We start from the raw sequence: 16,293 nt of genomic DNA on the forward strand, positions 1-16,293 counted from the left end.
CTATGACCCCCATCCATCTGCCAGACGCGGCGGCGACCGAGGCGTTCGGCGCGGCGCTCGCCGGCCATGTCCAGCCCGGCGACGTCATCACGCTTGCCGGCGATCTCGGCGCGGGCAAGACCAGCATCGCGCGCGGGCTGCTCGCGGCACTGGGCCTCGCCGGCGAGGCGCCGAGCCCCAGCTTCGCGATCGTCCAGCCTTATGACCGGCCCGAGGTGCGGATGCCGGTGTTGCACGTCGACCTGTACCGGATCGACGACCCGGGCGAGATGGCGGAACTGGGGCTGGACGAGGCATTGTCCGACACGCTGCTGCTGGTCGAATGGCCGGAGCGCGCGCCCGGTTACTGGCCGCACGCGCTGGCGCTCACCCTGTCGCCGGCACCGGACGGCGGACGAATCTTGACAGCGGACGTGCCGGCGGGTTGGAGGCGGCGATGGCCGATATGACCCCGCCCGCCGGCGCCCCCGCTTTCCTCGCGCAGCACGGCTGGGCCGGCGACCTGTCTCCGGTCGCGGGCGATGCCTCGTTCCGCCGCTATTTCCGGGTGGCGAGTGCGGGGCGGACCGCGATCCTGATGGATGCGCCGCCGCCGCACGAGGATCCGCGGCCGTTCATCGCGATCGCCGGATGGCTGCGCGATCACGGCTTCGCCGCGCCGGCGATCCATGCGACCGACCTCGACCAGGGACTGGTGCTGCTGGAGGATTTCGGTGACGCCCGGCTGCGCGAGGCGGCGGATGCGGACGAGCCGGCGGCCCTGCCGCTCTACGCTGCGGCGATCGACCTGCTGGTCGCACTGCGCGCGCATCCGGCCGAGGGGCTCGCGCCCTACGACCGTGCCGTGCTGCATCGCGAGGCGGGATTGCTGGTCGAATGGTATGCGCCGGCGCTGGGGCTCGATGTCGATGTCGCGGGCTATCACGCCGCCTGGGACGCGGTGTTCGACCATGCGCTGACCGACGAGCCGGTGACGGTGCTGCGCGATTATCATGCCGAAAACCTGATGCTGGTCGGCGCGGCGCAGTCGCTGGGACTGCTCGATTTCCAGGACGCGCTGGCGGGCCATCCGGCCTATGATCTCGTCTCGCTGTTGCAGGACGCGCGGCGCGACGTCGATCCGGGCGTCGAGGAGGCTATGCTGCAACGCTATCGCGCGGCGACCGGTGCGGGCGAGGATTTCATGGCGGCCTATCACGTGCTCGGTGCGCAGCGGAACGCCAAGATCATCGGCATCTTCACCCGCCTGTGGAAGCGCGACGGCAAGCCGCGCTATCCGACGCTCTGCCCGCGGGTCTGGGCCTATCTGGAGCGCGACCTGTCGCATCCCGTGCTCGGCCCCGTCGCGCGCTGGTTCGACGACAATGTGCCGCCCGAACTGCGCGGCGATCCTGCGATGCTGGCCGCCGCCGCGGAGGCAGGGGCATGAACCGGCAGAGGTCGCTGCGCCCCGATCCGGGCGGCGTCGTGCCGGACACGGCGATGGTGATGGCGGCGGGCCTTGGCAAGCGGATGCGGCCGCTGACCGCGACGCGGCCCAAGCCGTTGGTCGAGGTGGCGGGCAAGCCGCTGATCGACCATGTCTTCGACCGGCTGGCGAGCGCCGGCGTCAAGCGTGCGATCGTCAACGTCCATTACCTCGCCGACACGCTGGAGGCACATGTCACCGACCGGTTCGAGGGGATCGAGGTGATCGTCAGCGACGAGCGGCGTCAGTTGATGGAGACGGGCGGCGGGCTGGTGCAGGCGCGCGACCTGCTCGGCGATGCGCCGGTGCTGGTCGTCAACAGCGACAATCTGTGGCTCGACGGGCCGATCGACGCGATCCGGTTGCTCAGCCATCGCTGGGACGATGCGATCATGGACGCGCTGCTGCTGGTCGTCCCCTATGCCCGTGCCAACAACCATCACGGCCAGGGCGATTTCCGCGTCGCTGCCGACGGGCGGATCATCGGCCGGCGCAAGGAAGGCGCGACCGCGCCGTTCGTCTACACCGGGATCCAGATCCTCCACCCGCGCATCATCCGCGACTGGCCCGAGGGGCCGTTCTCGACCAACCTGTTCTGGAGCCGCGCGATCGAGGCGGGCCGCGCCTATGCGCAGGTGCATCAGGGCCTGTGGTTCGACGTCGGTACGCCGGCTGCCATCCCGAAGACGGAGGCGGTCATCGCCAATGGCTGAGGCGCGCAAGCCCCGGCTGTTCACGATCCCCTCGCACAAGGCGTTTGCCGATACGCTGGTCGCCGGACTGATGCGGCGGACCGCGGGCGACGCGATGGCGCTGGCCCGCGGGCTGGTGCTGTTGCCCAACAATCGTGCCGCGCGGGCGGTGACGGCGGCGTTCGTGCGGGCGAGCGGTGGCGGGCTGCTGCTGCCGCGGCTGGTGACGCTGGGCAGCCCCGATCTGGGCGAGGCGGTCGGCGCGGCGCTCGATCCGGTCGACGATCCCAGCCCGCCGCCGCCCGCGGTCGACCCGATGCAGCGGCGGATGATCCTCGCGCGGCTGGTGTTCGAGGAGCGGGCCCGCGCCGGTGCGTCGATCGACGCGGCGGAGGCGGTGCGGCTGGCGGGCGAATTGTGCCACACGCTCGACCAGCTGCTGGTCGAGGAGGTCGCGCCAGAGGCGTTGCGCGATATCGATCTCGCGCCTGAACTGACCGAACACTGGCAACGCGCGCTGTCGACCTTCGCGGTCGTGCTCGAACGCTGGCCGGTGGAGCTTGCCGCGCTGGGCCGGATCGATGCCGCCACCCGGCGGCGGCTGCTGCTCGACCGGCTCGAGCGGCGCTGGCGCGCGACGCCGCCGACGTGTTTCGTGTGCGCGGCCGGGATCACCGATCCGGCGCCCGCCGTCGCGCGACTGCTCCGCTGCGTTGCGGAGGCGCCGCAGGGGATGACGGTGTTCGCGGGCCTCGACCTCGCGATGCCGCAGGAGGAATGGGATGCGCTCGGGCCGCATCGGCCCGATCCCGTCACCGGCCATATTCGCCGTGCGATCGAGACGCACCCGCAATTCCACCTGAAGCTGATGCTCGACCGGATGAGCGTCGGTCGCGGTGAGGTGGCGAACTGGCCCGGCACCGCGGGTCCCGATGCGGGCGCGGCGCGTGGCCGGGCGATCGCCAATGCGCTGGCGCCGGCCGCCTTCACCGGCAAATGGACCGAGCTGAAGGCGGAGGACCGCCGGTTGACCGGCGTCGTCGCGGCGGAACTCGCGACACCGGCGGAAGAGGCGCAGACGATCGCGCTCGCGCTGCGCGGCGCGCTGGAGCAGGAGGGGCAGACCGCGGCACTGGTGACGCCGGACCGGGCGCTGGCGCGACGGGTGGCGGTGCATCTGAAGCGCTGGGGGATCGACGCCAACGATACCGCGGGCCGGCCGCTGTCGATTCTGCCGCCCGGGACGCTGCTGCTGGCATTGGCAGAGGCGGCGGCGCAGCGGTTCGCGCCGATGGCGTTGCTCGCGCTGTTGAAGCACCCGCTGGTACGCGTCGATCCCGAGGACCGCGGCGTGCGCGGCGCGTGGCTGGACGGGACGCGCAGTGTCGATCGCTGCCTGCGCGGCCCGCGTCCGGCAGCGGGGCTTGACGGGATCACCGCGCATCTGCTCGCCAACCGGCGCGATCACGCGGCGGCGTGGTTCGCCGAGCCCGTAGCGGCGCTGAAGCCGATCGAAATGGTGTTCGAACAGGGGATGCAGCCTCTGTCCGCGCTGCTGAGCGTGCTGCGCGAGACGGCGCAGGTGCTGTGCGGCGATGGCCTGTGGTCGGGACCGGCGGGGCGGGCGGCGGCGGAGTTCCTCGATGCGTTGGAGGCCGAAGCGCCGCTGGGGCCGCCGCGCGTTTCGCCCGACGGGCTGGTGCCGCTGCTGCGCGGACTGATGGATGAGGTCGCGGTCCGTTACGGCTCGCGTGTCGGCCATCCGCGCATCGCGATCTACGGCCTGCTCGAGGCGCGGTTGCAGACCGCCGACCTGATGGTGCTCGGCGGGCTGAACGAAGGCGTGTGGCCGGGGCGGCCGGCGCCCGATCCGTGGCTGGCGCCGCGCATCCGGGCGACGCTTGGCCTGCCGGGGCTGGAGCGCGCGGTCGGCGTGGCGGCGCATGAATTCGGGCAGGCGCTGGGCGCACCGCGGGCGATCGTGACGCGGGCACGCCGCGACGCCGCCTCGCCGGCGCTCGCGTCGCGATTGTGGCTGCGGTTGCAGGCGATGGCGGGCGACCGGTTCGTGCGGGCGCACGATCTGGAAGGCTGGGCGCGGGCGCTCGACGATCCGCAAGCGCACGAACCCGCCGACCGGCCGGCACCGATGCCGATACCGGCACTCCGCCCCAGAATGATTTCGGTGACCGAGATCGACCGGCTGAAGGCGGACCCCTATGCCTTTTACGCCCGCCGGGTGCTCGGGCTGATGCCGCTCGATCCGGTCGATGCCGATCCCAGCGCGGCGTGGCGCGGCACCGCGGTGCACGACATCCTCGAACAATGGTGGAAGCTGGATCGCTGCGCCGCCGATGCGCTGATGGATCGCGCGAACGCGATGCTGGAGGACGAACGGACGCATCCGATGATGCGCGCGCTCTGGCGACCGCGGCTGGTCGAGGCGATCGACTGGATCGCGCGCACCGTCGCCGAACAGGATGCGGAAGGCCGCAAGGTCGCCTCGGCGGAGGGACAGGGACATATCGAGATCAACGGCGTCAAACTGTCGGGCCGCTACGACCGGGTCGACCGGCTCGCCGACGGCAGCCTCGCGATCGTCGATTACAAGACCGGCAAGCCGCCCTCGTCCGCCGCGGTGCGGGCGGGTTACAGTCTGCAACTGGGGCTGCTCGGCGCCATCGCCGAACGCGGCGGCTTTCCCGACGTCGCGGGCCGGGCCGGCGGGTTCGAATATTGGTCGCTCGGCAAGAAGCGCGACCAGTTCGGCTATATCGAAAGCCCGGTCGATGCCGAGGGCAGGCGCGAGAAGATCGTGACGGGCGAATTCACCGCGATCGCGGTCGCCAATTTCGTCGATGCCGCGGCGAAATGGCTGACCGGCGACGAAGCCTTCACCGCCAAGCTGGTGCCGGAATATGCGCCTTATGCCGAATACGATCAGTTGATGCGCAGGGATGAATGGTATGGCCGGGACTGACCTCGCCACCCTGCCGCGGCTCAAGGGCGCGCAGGCCGCGGCCAGCGATCCCCAGGCGCACGTCTGGCTGTCGGCGTCGGCGGGCACCGGCAAGACGCAGGTGCTGGCCGCCCGCGTGTTCCGGCTGCTGCTGGGGGGAACGCAGCCCGGCGCGATCCTGTGCCTGACCTTCACCAAGGCGGGTGCGGCGGAGATGGCGCAGCGGATCAGCAACCGGCTCGCCGCCTGGGTGCGGATGCCCGGGCCGCAGCTGGCCGCCGATCTGGAGGCGCTCGGCGAGCGTGCGACGCCCGACCTGCAGGCGCGGGCGCGCACGCTGTTCGCGGGCGTGCTCGATGCGCCGGGTGGCGGGCTGCGCATCCAGACCATCCATGGTTTCTGCCAGAGCCTGCTCGCCGCCTTCCCGGTCGAGGCGGGGCTGACCCCCGGTTTCCGGCCGTTGGAGGCGCGCGAAGAGGCGGTGCTGGCGCGCGAGACGCTGGCGACGCTGCTGGTCGAGGCCGAACGCGACGGTCGCAGCCGCCCGATCGAGACGATCGGTGCATTGTCGTTGCGGATGGGCGAGGGCGGTGCCGAGGGGTTCCTGCTCGCCTGTGCCCGCTCGCTGGCGGCGCTGGAGGCGCTGCCCAGTGGCATCGGGCCATGGCTGCGCCGCGCGCTCGACCTGCCGCAGGGCGATATCGGCGAGGCGCTGGCGTCCGGCTGCGACGATATCGACGAATCGCTCGTCGAGCGGCTGGCGGCGGCGAACACGTCATGGGCGACCACGACCGGCATCGGCCATGCCGATACGCTGAACCGCTGGCTCGCGTCCGCACCGGAGGATCGCGCGCTGACCCTGTCCGATCTCGCCGGCGTGGTGCTGACCGGCAAGAACGAGCCGCGCAAGGCGTCGAAGAAGCTCGTCGATCTCGAGCCGGACTATGCCGAACTTGCCGGCGCGCTGGGTGCGCATTGCCTCGACCTGCTGTCGCTGACGCAGCGCGCCGCCTATGCCGACCTGCTCGCCGATGCGCTCGACGTCGGCCGCGATTATGCGCGCGCCTATGCGGCGGCGAAGCGGCGATCGGGGGCGGTCGATTTCGACGATCTGATCGGCGTCACGGTGCGCCTGCTCGAACAGCCGGGCATCGGCGAGTGGGTGCGCTACAAGCTCGACCAGGGGACCGAGCATGTCCTGATCGACGAGGCGCAGGACACCAACCTCAACCAATGGCGGATCGTCACCGCGCTGGCGGGGGAATTCTTCGTCGGGCGCGGCGTCCACGCGCCCTCGACGCGGACGCTGTTCACGGTCGGCGATTTCAAACAGGCGATCTTCGGCTTCCAGGGGACCGACCCGATCAACTTCCGCTGGGCGGAGGGGCATTTCGCCACCCGTGCTGCCGAGGTCGAGGGGGATGACGACTGGCCCGATCCGGAACGCGGCCTGCCGTTCCAGCGGCTGTCGCTGACCCACAGCTTTCGCTCGACGCGGCCGATCCTCGAATTCGTCGATGCCGCCGTCGCCGCGGCGGGCGAGCCGGGGCTGGGCGCGATCGGCGACGTGCAGGAGCATGCCAGCGAGGTGCCGGGTCCCGGCACCGTCGAATTGTGGCCGCCCGTCGTCGCCGGCGGTAGCGACGAGGACGAGGAAGCGTGGATCGACGACACCGTGCGCGAACAGGCGGTGCGCGTCGCCCGTGCGGTGTGCGACTGGATCCACGGCGGTCTGATGCTCGAGAGCAAGGGCCGTGCGCTCCGGCCCGAGGATGTGATGATCCTCGTCAAGCGGCGCGGCGACCTCGCCTCGCTGATCGTCGCGCGATTGTATGCGGAGGGCGTGCCGGTCGCCGGCGTCGACCGGCTGCGGCTCAACGCGCCGCTGGCGGTGCAGGACCTGCTCGCGGCGGTGCGCTTCGTGTTGCAGCCGGAGGACGATCTGTCGCTGGCGTCGCTGCTGGTGTCGCCGCTGATCGGCTGGACGCAGGATGAGCTGATGCACGCCGCGCCGCGTGAGCATGGCAGCCTGTGGCGGCATCTGACGCTGACCCAGCCCGACGAGCGGCTCGCGGCGTTGCGCACGATGCTGCTCCGCGCGGACATCGCCACCCCCTATCAGTTCCTCGAGGAGCTGTTGTCGGGGCCGCTCGACGGGCGCCGCAAGCTGTTGCGGCGGCTGGGGGCGGAGGCGCGCGACCCGATCGAGGAGTTGCTCAACGCGGCCCTCTCGTTCGAGACGAGCTCGACCCCGTCGCTGCAACGCTTCCTCGACTGGTTCGATCGCGGCGATGTCGAGATCGTGCGCGATCCGTCGGCGCCGCTGGATGCGGTGCGGGTGATGACCGCGCATGGGGCCAAGGGCCTGCAGGCGCCGCTGGTAATCCTCGCGGATGCGACGGTCGATCCGACCGCGGCACCGCGGGCGCTGGTGCGCTGGTCGCCGGAACCGGGCGCGCAGCCGATCCCGATCTTCCGCCCGCGTTCCGCCGAACGCGGCGGGCCGCTCGACGAGGCGATCGCGACGATCGAACGGCGCGAACTGGAGGAGCATTGGCGGCTGTTCTACGTCGCCGCCACCCGCGCCGAAGAGCGCCTCGTGATCGGCGGTGCGCTGGGGCCGCGCGCCAAGGGCGAGCCGCCGGTTTCCAGCTGGTATGCCGCCGCGGCGCGCGCGCTGACCGATCTGGGGGTCGCGGGCGAGGGCGTGCGCACCTTTACCGGCAGGGCGGTGCATGCCCCCGTCAAGCCCCGACCGGCCGCCAGGGCTTCGATCGTGGAGCGGGTCGCGCTGCCCGACTGGGCGCATCGCGACGCGCCGGTCGAATCGCGTCCGTCGCGACCGCTGGCGCCGTCGCAGCTCGGCGAGGACGAGGTCAGCGATCCGCCACCCGGCCCGGCGATGCGCGCCGCAGCGGAACGGGGGCGGCTGATCCATGCACTGTTCGAACGGCTGCCACCGGTACCACCACGCGATCGCCTGGCCGGCGCGGAGCGCTGGCTGGCGCTGGCGGGCGGCGTCGCCGATCCGGCCATGCGGGCGGAGATCGCCGGCAGCGTGGTCGCGATCCTCGACGATCCGCGCTTCGCCGATCTGTTTGGCCCGGAGGCGCTGGCCGAGGCGCCGATCGCGGCGACGCTTGCCAACGGGCTCGTCGTGTCCGGCACGGTCGATCGGCTCCTGATCGCCGACGACGATGTGCGCGTCGTCGATTTCAAGACCGGTCGCCGCGCGCCCGCGACGATGGCGGACATCCCGCCTTATCATCTCGACCAGATGGCGGCCTATGCCGCGGCGCTGGCGACGATCTTTCCGGGGCGACGGATCGAGGCGGCATTGCTCTATACCGCCGGTCCGACGCTTCACCCGCTCGACCCCGCGACGCTGGAACGGCACAAGCCGCGCTTTCGGCCACGGGAGCAAAGCTAGGCCGCGGACGGTTGAGCCGGGGTCCGCGCCATCCTAGATGGGCTGCAAAGGAGAACATTGATGGCTACCAAGGCAATTACCGACGCCAGCTTCGACAGCGACGTGCTCAAGGCCGAGGGCCCCGTGCTCGTCGATTTCTGGGCGGAATGGTGTGGCCCGTGCAAGATGATCGGACCGAGCCTCGAGGAACTGTCCGAGGAACTGGGCGAGCAGGTGACGATTGCCAAGCTCAACATCGACGAAAACCCCGATGCGCCGGGCCGCTATGGCGTGCGCGGCATTCCGACGATGATCCTGTTCAAGGGCGGCGCTCCGGCCGCGACCAAGGTCGGTGCCGAGCCCAAGGGGCGGTTGAAGGCGTGGCTCGAAGGCGCGCTGGCGTAATCACCGTCTGACAAGGGCGCCTTTTCTTCGGGGAAGGGCCCTTCGGGTGCAGGATGATCGGCCGATGAGTCCTGCACGCCCTCCTCCTATAGAGGAGGAACTTGTCCCGCGTTTACGCAAACAGCGCCTGCGCCGCCTGCTCCCATAAGGCGGGTGACGCCGCGGCGATCATGCCCTGGCGCTGGTCGCCGACGCGATAGTCGATCCCGTCGGGCCGACGCACGACACCGCCCGCCTCGCGGAGGAAAAGCGAACCCGGCGCGTGATCCCATGGCAACGTCTTCTGGAACAGCGCGACGTCGTTGGTGCCGAGCACCAGCCGCGGATATTGCTCCGCGGCGCAACGCGGCATCGGCGCGACCGTGAACGCCACCTCCGCCCGGGCGATCAGCGCGGCACGCGCCGCATCGTCGAGATGATAGGTCGCGATCACCGACGACGGCCGTGCCGCGCCGCTCGGTCGCGTATGGACGCGGACGCCATCGATATGGGCGCCACCGCCCAGTACGGCATGGCACAGCCGGTCGGTTACCGGATCGAGGATCCAGCCCGCCTGCGTCTCGCCGTCCGCGACCAGCGCGATCATGATGCCGAAGGTCGCGATGCCGCTCGCATAATTGTTGGTGCCGTCGATCGGGTCGATGATCCACACCGCGCCGCGATCGATGCCGTCGACCAGCGACGCATCCGCGGCCACCGCTTCCTCGCCGACGACCCGGATCGCGGGATCGAGCGCCGCCAGCCCCGCGGTCAGCGCCGCCTCGCTCATCCGGTCGGCCACCGTCACCATGTCATCCGCCGCCTTTTCCTCGATCTCATCGGCCGCAAGGTTGCGGAAGCGGGGCATGACGATGTCCGCCGCCACCTGCCGCATCAGCGCGACGACGGCGTCATGGTGCCGGTGCTGCATGTCAGCTCCTGTAATCGGCGTTGATCGCGATATAGCCGTGGGTCAGGTCGCAGGTCCAAACCGTGGCCTCGCCATCGCCGAGGCCGAGGTCGACGCCGATCTCGACCTCCTGCCCCTTCAGATGCGCGGCGACCGGCGTCTCCTCATAGCCCTCGACCGCGAGGCCGTCGCGCGCCACCTGCGTCTCGCCGAAGCGGATCGACAGCTGGTCGCGCTCGGCCGGTTCGCCCGCCTTGCCGACCGCCATGACGACGCGACCCCAATTGGCGTCCTCGCCGGCGATCGCGGTCTTCACCAGCGGCGAATTGGCGATCGACATGGCGATGCGATGTGCGCTGCGGTCGCTCTCCGCGCCGGTGACCGCGATTGCGATCAGCTTGGTCGCACCCTCACCGTCGCGCACCACCAGCAATGCGAGCTGCGCACACAAATCGGCGAGTGCCGCGGCGAAGGCGTCCGCGCCGTCGCTGTCCGGGCCGGTCAGCGGCGCATTGCCCGCCGCGCCGGTCGCGAAGGCGAGCACCGTGTCGCTGGTCGAGGTGTCGCCGTCGACGGTGATGCAGGAAAACGTGTTGCGGTTGGCCGCATTCATCGCGGCCTGCAGGAAGCCGGGGTCGATCGCGGCGTCGGTGAAAATGAAGCCGAGCATCGTCGCCATGTCCGGCGCGATCATCCCCGACCCCTTGATGATGCCGACCAGCGTCACCGTCCGTCCATCGACGATGGCCGTCGTGGAGGCGCCCTTGGGATAGGTGTCGGTGGTGCCGATCGTCTCGGCGGCCGCCTGCCAGTCGCACGGGCTGGCCGCATAGGCGGCATCGAGCCCGGCCTCCGCCTTGTCGATCGGCAGCGGTACGCCAATGACGCCGGTCGAGGCGACGAAGACGTCGGAGGGCTGGCAGCCGAGATGCTGCGCGGTGCGCGCGGCGATCGCCTCGACCGCAGTCCGCCCGCGATGACCGGTAAAGGCGTTGGAATTGCCGGCATTCACCACGAGCGCCCGGGCATGGCCGAGCGTCAGCGCCTTGCGGCACCATTCGACCTCGGGCGAGGGGCAACGGCTCTGCGTCAGGACGCCGGCGACGGTCGTCCCTTCGGCGAGCGTCACGAAGGTGAGGTCGCAGCGATCCCAGGTCTTGTAATGCGCGCGTGCGACATGCGGCACGACGCCGGGGATGGCGGGCAGGGCGGGGAAGGGAGTGGCGAGCGGCGAGATGGACGAGGACATGGCGGTGCCATAGGCCGGTTCCGAGACGCTTCCAAGACAGCTCCAGGACAGGGCAAGGACGGTGGATCGGGCAACGGCCGTGGCGAGCCACGTCGGCTGATCGCTCCATTGGGGCATCGTGGCGCTACACGCGCAGTGGACGCGCCCGCCGGTCCGCCTTATGGCCAGCCCTGTGAACCTGCTGCTGCTCCTGTCCGCACTGCTGTCCGCCATCACCGGCGGGGCATCGGCGATGCGCGCGCCGACGGCGGCGCATGCGGTGGCGAGCGCCGCTGCGGCGGTGCAGGCGGAGGTCCGTTCGGCGCGGATCGCCAGCCGTCCGCAGCAGCCGTTGCCGACGCGCGTGCAGGCGGCGGCGCTGTCCGCACCTGTCCTCCTGCCGCCCGTCGCGGTCGAATCGCTCTACGCGAGCCGCCGGCGCGAATAGCGCGCACCCGACGTTGCACCGGCTGCGGCCGATCCCTTAGTTCGTGACCAACGACGCTGCGCGCGCCCGTGATCGACCGGGCCGCGCGCGCTCTCCAGATCCAGGAATACGCTTATGTTCGGCGGCATTGCCAAATCCCTGTTCGGTTCGTCCAACGACCGGTACGTCAAATCCCTCAACCCGCTCGTGGCCAAGATCGCCGCGTTCGAGCCGACGCTGCAGGCACTGTCCGACGAGCAGCTCGCCGCGCAGACGACCAAGTTCCGCGAGCAGCTGGCGAACGGCACCAGCCTCGACGACCTGCTGCCCGAAGCCTTTGCGACGGTGCGCGAGGCCGCGGTGCGCGTGCTCGGCATGCGGCATTTCGACGTGCAGATGATCGGAGGCATCGTCCTCCACCGCGGCGAGATCGCCGAGATGCGGACGGGCGAGGGCAAGACGCTGGTGGCGACGCTCGCCACCTATCTCAACGCGCTGCCCGGCGACGGCGTCCATGTCATCACGGTCAACGACTATCTCGCCGCGCGCGACGCGGAATGGATGGGGCAGGTGTACCGCTTCCTCGGCCTGACCGTCGGCACGATCATCCCCAACCTGACCGACGAACAGCGCCGCGCCGCCTATAACAGCGACATCACCTATGGCACGAACAACGAGTTCGGCTTCGATTACCTGCGTGACAACATGAAGTACGAGCGCAGTTCGATGGTGCAGCGCGCCTTCGCCATGGCGATCGTCGACGAGGTCGATTCGGTGCTGATCGACGAGGCGCGCACGCCGCTCATCATCTCGGGGCCCACCGACGACAAGTCGGAGCTGTACATGAGCGTCGATGCGATCGTGAAACAGCTGAACGACGACGATTACGAAAAGGACGAGAAGCAGAAGTCGATCATCCTGACCGAGAGCGGCACCGAGCGGATCGAGCGGATGCTCGAGGCGGCGGGCCTGCTGGAGGGCGCGAACCTCTACGATTTCGAGAACACGCAGGTCGTCCACCACGTCAACCAGTCGCTGCGCGCGAACATGATGTTCAAGGCGGACACGGATTATATCGTCAAGGACGACAAGGTCGTCATCATCGACGAATTCACCGGCCGCATGATGGACGGGCGCCGCTGGTCCGACGGCCTGCACCAGGCGGTCGAGGCGAAGGAGGGGGTCAACATCGAGCCCGAGAACCAGACGATGGCGTCGATCACCTTCCAGAACTATTTCCGCATGTATCCGAAGCTGTCGGGCATGACCGGCACCGCGGCGACCGAGGCGGCGGAATTCTACGACATCTACAAGATGAACGTCGTCACCATCCCAACCAACGTCGGCGTCCGCCGCGTCGACGAGGAGGACGAATTCTACAAGGACACCAACGACAAGTTCCGTGCGATCGCCAAGAAGATCCGCGAGCACGCCTCGCTCGGCCAGCCGGTGCTGGTCGGTACGGTGTCGATCGAGAAGTCGGAGCTGCTCAGCGAATTCCTGACCCAGGAGGGCGTCGAGCATAAGGTGCTCAACGCGCGCTACCACGAGATGGAGGCGCATATCGTCGCGCAGGCCGGCCGCAAGTCGGCGGTGACGATCGCGACCAACATGGCAGGCCGCGGCACCGACATCAAACTGGGCGGCAACCTCGAATTCCGCATGCTCGACGAACATCCCGAATTCGACGAGGGCACGCCCGATTACGAGGCGATCGCGGCGCGCATCCGCGACGAGATCGAGGCGGAGAAGCAGGAGGTGCTCGCCGCGGGCGGCCTGTTCGTGCTCGGCACCGAACGCCACGAATCGCGCCGCATCGACAACCAGCTGCGCGGCCGTTCGGGCCGCCAGGGCGATCCCGGCCTGTCGCGCTTCTACCTCAGCCTCGACGACGACCTGTTGCGGATATTCGGTCCGGACACTTTGTTCGCCAAGATGATGCGCAACAATATCGAGGATGGCGAGGCGATCGGCAGCAAGTGGCTGTCGAAGGCGATCGAGACCGCGCAGAAGAAGGTCGAGGCGCGCAATTACGACGTCCGCAAGCAGGTCGTCGAATATGACGACGTGATGAACGACCAGCGCAAGGTCATCTACGAACAGCGCGCCGACATCATGGATGCCGATGCGGTCGGCGACGTCGTCACCGACATGCGGGCCGAGACGGTCAACGTCATCGTCGGCGGTGCCTGCCCGCCCAATTCCTATCCCGAGCAATGGGACATCGCCGGCATGAAGACCGGCCTTGCCGAGATCCTCAACCTCGACGTGCCGGTCGACGACTGGCTGAAGGAAGATGCGATCGACCCGGAAGTGGTCGAGGAGCGTGTCCGCGAGGCCGCCGATGCCGCGATCGCCACCAAGGCGACCGAGCTGGACCCCGAGACATGGACGCAGGTCGAGAAGTCGATCCTGCTCCAGAACCTCGACCATCACTGGAAGGAGCATCTGGCGACGCTGGATGCGCTGCGCCAGGTCGTCCACCTGCGCGCCTATGCGCAGAAGACGCCGATCAACGAGTATAAGCAGGAGGCGTTCTCGCTGTTCCAGCGCATGCTCGATGCGATCCGCGAGGATGTGACCAAGACGATCGCGCATGCACAGTTCCAGCTGCAGGCGGCGCCGGAACTGCCCGAACTGCCGGACTTCATCACCACGCACTTCGATCCGTTCACCGGCGAGGACAATTCGAACGACATCGACGCCGGTACGATGGGGCGGATCACGACGCAGATGCCGCCGCTGCAGATGATGCAGCCCGACGTGCCGAGCGAGCTCGGTGACAATCCGGAGCATTGGGAAGGCCGCGTCAATCGCAACGCGCCATGCCCGTGCGGGTCGGGCCGTAAGTACAAGCACTGCCACGGTGCGGTGACCGCCTGAGCCGGGGCTCACCTGACCGCATAACGAAAAAGGCCGGATCACCCTGCGGTGACCCGGCCTTTTTTATGCGGAACGCGTCTCGCTTACTTCGGCAGCACCACGGTCGGGCCGATGCTGTCGACGACCGCGCGGGCGTTGAACGCGCGCAAATTGTCGCGCGGGATCGGGCCCTTGCGCATCACGATCTCCGCGGTCGCTTCATAGCGGTCGATCGTGCGGATATCGAAGTCGTTGCCCCAGGGACCGAAGCCGCCGCCGAACCACGGGTCCCAGCTGCGCCAGCCGAACCCGCGGCCGTAATAGCGCCACGACGGCCCCCAATAGCCGCCGAACCCGCCATAGCCGAAGCCGCCGCCGCCCAAGCCCGGAGTGCTATAGGTGCGCGATTGCAGGTCGGTGTCACGATTGGCCATGACGAAATAATCATAGCCGCTCTGCAAGGTCAGCTCCGCGGCGCGGAACAGCAGATAGCGTTCGACGGTGTCGCGCGATGTAACGCTGTTGCCGGCGAAGCTGACGAGGAAGCGGTTGGGTTCGACCTGACGATCGCTGTAGCCGGTGCGGTTGAAGCCTTGTCCGGTGGCGGGGCGGTAGGTGGTTTCGGTCGCGCAGCCCGCGACCATCAGGGTGGAGGCGGCGAGGGCCGCGACCACAGCCTTGCGGCCTAGATGCATCATCACTCCAATTCTCCATTCGCTCGCGGATGCGGCGAACCATGCCGCGTCTAACCCATCACAGTGGAACGAGCGATGAACGACTTGGCTCCGTCAGGCAACGGCTCGCCGCGCGTCATTCGCCGATCAGGTGGAGCGCCAGCGTCCGGCGGTGCGGGCTGGTGCGGTGTTCGAAAAGATAGAGGCCCTGCCACGTGCCGAGCGCCATCGCGCCGTTCATCACCGGTATCGACAACTGGACGCCGGTCAGCGCGGTCTTGAGGTGGGCAGGCATGTCGTCCGGCCCCTCGTCGTCGTGCTGATAGGCGCGGCTTTCCGGGGCGAGGCGGTTGAAATAGGCCTCCATGTCGCGGCGCACCGCGGGCGCGGCATTCTCCTGGATCACCAGCGATGCCGAGGTGTGACGGCAGAAGACCGTCAGCAGCCCGTCGCTCAGGCCCTGTTCGTGTAGCCAGTTCCGGACCGTCCCGGTGATCTCCACCAGCCCCTGTCGTCGCGTGTCCACGGCCACCATGCCGAGCGCCTGTCGCATCACCAACCCTTTCGCTGCGTCGCGACGTCAACCCACGGCGGTACGGTCGCGATCCGTCGGCTGTTGAGGGTCCGTCAGCTGTCCAGAGCGAGGGCGGCGATCGCGGCGGCGTTGAGCGTGCGGCGCGCGCTCGGCTCCGGGCCTTCGAGCACCAGATAGGCGGACGCCTGTGCCGTACCGTCGAGCCGGCGCCAGCGTTCGACGCAATCCTGCACCGACGCCCGCCACGGCTGGTGGATCGAAGCGACGAGCTGCGCGGAAAGGGCGTGGGGATGCGGGTCCACCGGGCGGGTCCAGAGCAAGAGGGCGTGATCTGGTCACTGCCCTATACGGGAGCCGCTATCGTCCGGTTAACATCGCAATGGGGGAGGGCGGGTCAGCCCGACGGGCGCTCGCTGGCATCGCTTTTGCGGCCGGTCACTGCCATCAGCACCGGCACCGCCAGCAAGGCTGCGGCCATCGCGCCGATCGCCACTTCCAGAAAGATCATCATGCATCGCCCTCCAGCGGGAGCGTCAGCGCTCCTCGTCTTGGCGGCGATGATGTCGCGTTGGACGAAGGGCTGCAAGCGCAAACTGTAGCGCGAGCCGTAAGTCACTGACGATGTTGGAAAAAATGGCTCCCTGAGTAGGATTCGAACCTACGGCCGCTCGATTAACAGTCGAGAGCTCTACCGCTGAGCTATCAGGGAACGTCGTCGTGGAGGGGGTCTATACCCGGCAAAAAT

General features: G+C 69.1%; 13 protein-coding genes and 1 tRNA gene. 8 read left to right on the forward strand and 6 right to left on the reverse strand.

From position 1 onward, the window contains the following. Positions 1 to 2 precede the first annotated feature (2 nt). Genes tsaE through trxA form a run of 6 tightly spaced genes read left to right on the forward strand, consistent with a single transcriptional unit; the run spans position 3 to position 8,933 of the window. Positions 3 to 449 (forward strand): tRNA (adenosine(37)-N6)-threonylcarbamoyltransferase complex ATPase subunit type 1 TsaE, encoded by a 447-nt coding sequence (gene tsaE / locus AC1RTO_RS05330; RefSeq protein WP_493159830.1) that lies wholly within the window; start codon positions 3 to 5, stop codon positions 447 to 449. Beyond that, positions 446 to 1,429 carry an aminoglycoside phosphotransferase family protein gene (locus AC1RTO_RS05335; protein WP_493160342.1) on the forward strand — a complete coding sequence of 328 codons (984 nt, stop codon included), beginning with the start codon at positions 446 to 448 and terminating at the stop codon, positions 1,427 to 1,429. The genes tsaE and AC1RTO_RS05335 overlap by 4 nt, the downstream gene beginning before the upstream one ends. Next, a complete protein-coding gene (locus AC1RTO_RS05340) occupies positions 1,426 to 2,181 on the forward strand; it encodes a nucleotidyltransferase family protein (protein WP_493159831.1) in 756 nt (251 codons plus the stop codon). Before AC1RTO_RS05335 ends, AC1RTO_RS05340 begins: the two co-directional genes overlap by 4 nt. After that, positions 2,174 to 5,140 (forward strand): double-strand break repair protein AddB, encoded by a 2,967-nt coding sequence (gene addB / locus AC1RTO_RS05345; RefSeq protein ID WP_493159832.1) that lies wholly within the window; start codon positions 2,174 to 2,176, stop codon positions 5,138 to 5,140. The genes AC1RTO_RS05340 and addB overlap by 8 nt, the downstream gene beginning before the upstream one ends. Continuing rightward, entirely contained in the window at positions 5,127 to 8,549 is a 3,423-nt protein-coding gene (gene addA / locus AC1RTO_RS05350) for a double-strand break repair helicase AddA (RefSeq protein WP_493159833.1), read from the forward strand. Before addB ends, addA begins: the two co-directional genes overlap by 14 nt. A gap of 60 nt (positions 8,550 to 8,609) precedes the next feature. Next, positions 8,610 to 8,933, forward strand: coding sequence for a thioredoxin TrxA (trxA, locus tag AC1RTO_RS05355; protein ID WP_493159834.1), 324 nt, complete (start codon positions 8,610 to 8,612; stop codon positions 8,931 to 8,933). A gap of 112 nt (positions 8,934 to 9,045) precedes the next feature. Here the strand turns inward: trxA and AC1RTO_RS05360 are convergent, their stop codons facing one another. Beyond that, on the reverse strand, positions 9,046 to 9,843 hold the full coding sequence (locus AC1RTO_RS05360; protein ID WP_493159835.1) for an inositol monophosphatase family protein: 798 nt from the start codon (positions 9,841 to 9,843) through the stop codon (positions 9,046 to 9,048). Position 9,844: 1 nt separating this feature from the next. Then, on the reverse strand, positions 9,845 to 11,071 hold the full coding sequence (gene argJ / locus AC1RTO_RS05365; protein ID WP_493159836.1) for a bifunctional glutamate N-acetyltransferase/amino-acid acetyltransferase ArgJ: 1,227 nt from the start codon (positions 11,069 to 11,071) through the stop codon (positions 9,845 to 9,847). A 160-nt stretch (positions 11,072 to 11,231) separates the two neighbouring features. Between argJ and AC1RTO_RS05370 the strand changes: the two genes are divergently transcribed. Then, entirely contained in the window at positions 11,232 to 11,498 is a 267-nt protein-coding gene (locus AC1RTO_RS05370; RefSeq protein WP_493159837.1) for a hypothetical protein, read from the forward strand. Between the two features lie 114 nt (positions 11,499 to 11,612). Further along, positions 11,613 to 14,360 (forward strand): preprotein translocase subunit SecA, encoded by a 2,748-nt coding sequence (gene secA / locus AC1RTO_RS05375; RefSeq protein ID WP_493159838.1) that lies wholly within the window; start codon positions 11,613 to 11,615, stop codon positions 14,358 to 14,360. 83 nt (positions 14,361 to 14,443) lie between these two features. Here secA and AC1RTO_RS05380 read toward each other — a convergent pair whose 3' ends face one another. The 4 genes from AC1RTO_RS05380 to AC1RTO_RS05395 all read right to left on the reverse strand — a co-directional run bounded on the left by AC1RTO_RS05380 (position 14,444) and on the right by AC1RTO_RS05395 (position 16,257). Next, on the reverse strand, positions 14,444 to 15,037 hold the full coding sequence (locus AC1RTO_RS05380; RefSeq protein ID WP_493159839.1) for a CC0125/CC1285 family lipoprotein: 594 nt from the start codon (positions 15,035 to 15,037) through the stop codon (positions 14,444 to 14,446). A 112-nt stretch (positions 15,038 to 15,149) separates the two neighbouring features. Beyond that, positions 15,150 to 15,566 carry a secondary thiamine-phosphate synthase enzyme YjbQ gene (locus AC1RTO_RS05385; RefSeq protein ID WP_493159840.1) on the reverse strand — a complete coding sequence of 139 codons (417 nt, stop codon included), beginning with the start codon at positions 15,564 to 15,566 and terminating at the stop codon, positions 15,150 to 15,152. A gap of 74 nt (positions 15,567 to 15,640) precedes the next feature. Further along, on the reverse strand, positions 15,641 to 15,850 hold the full coding sequence (locus AC1RTO_RS05390; RefSeq protein ID WP_493159841.1) for a hypothetical protein: 210 nt from the start codon (positions 15,848 to 15,850) through the stop codon (positions 15,641 to 15,643). A 332-nt stretch (positions 15,851 to 16,182) separates the two neighbouring features. Beyond that, positions 16,183 to 16,257: transfer RNA gene (locus AC1RTO_RS05395), tRNA-Asn, on the reverse strand. Positions 16,258 to 16,293: the final 36 nt, after the last annotated feature.

This window comes from Sphingomonas sp. GW821-FHT10F09 (assembly GCF_058809195.1).